Origin of the sequence: Pseudomonas sp. EA_5y_Pfl2_R50, from assembly GCF_963970475.1 — a bacterium.
In the GTDB taxonomy this organism is placed as follows: domain Bacteria; phylum Pseudomonadota; class Gammaproteobacteria; order Pseudomonadales; family Pseudomonadaceae; genus Aquipseudomonas.
In genome coordinates, this window is record NZ_CAXAPT010000108.1 from 1 (window position 1) to 525 (window position 525).

The 525-nt window shown below is 66.9% G+C and carries 2 protein-coding genes; one reads left to right on the forward strand and one right to left on the reverse strand.

The genetic code is table 11. The annotated features are described in order from the left end of the window. Positions 1 to 66: 66 nt before the first annotated feature. Entirely contained in the window at positions 67 to 291 is a 225-nt protein-coding gene (locus tag AACY19_RS26940) for a hypothetical protein (protein ID WP_339454539.1), read from the reverse strand. Between the two features lie 6 nt (positions 292 to 297). On the opposite strand from AACY19_RS26940, the gene AACY19_RS26945 reads away from it, so the two are divergent. Beyond that, positions 298 to 525: hypothetical protein (locus AACY19_RS26945; protein WP_339454541.1), on the forward strand; the 228-nt coding region annotated here is incomplete at its 3' end.

A 525-nucleotide genomic window follows, 5' to 3' on the forward strand; every position in this document is an offset into this window, starting at 1 on the left:
CGATCGCTTCGCCCGCGCCACGCGCGTCTGCCTTTTGCCCGGTGTCGAAAGCTCCCTCCAACTGGTTCATCGCGCGGCCCCGCCTCCCGTATCGCCCTTCTTGTTGAGACGCGTCTCGAGCGAGCCGATGCTGTCGAGCACCGCCTCGAAATCCGGTGGATCGCCAAAGATCATGCCCTGCATGGCCCTGTAGTCGACGCGCAGTTGCTCGATCATCGCGTCATGCGGGGCGAGTGCAAACGAGCCAGGCGCAGCGCTCGCGAGATCGAAGTCCGGTCGATTGAAGAACATCCGGGCGTGCGCGACGCAATCCGCACCGAGCGCCGGATCAGCGATGGCGGCGGCGCCGACGCGGGCCGCGGCGAGCTGGTGCAGGTCATATTAGTGACGGGAAACGCGTTGGCCGCCCCCGCGCAGCTCGCCGCGCTTGTCGAACCAGCGCCGCAGCCCATGGAGGATGACAACCTTGTCCCAGAAGGTACGTTCCGGATCGACCGTGCGGACGGCCGGCACGGTCAGGTCGAG

Excerpts from the sequence above, each read along its gene's own strand:
- AACY19_RS26940 (WP_339454539.1), bottom strand. The coding sequence starts at position 291 with ATGTTCTTCAATCGACCGGACTTCGATCTCGCGAGCGCTGCGCCTGGC.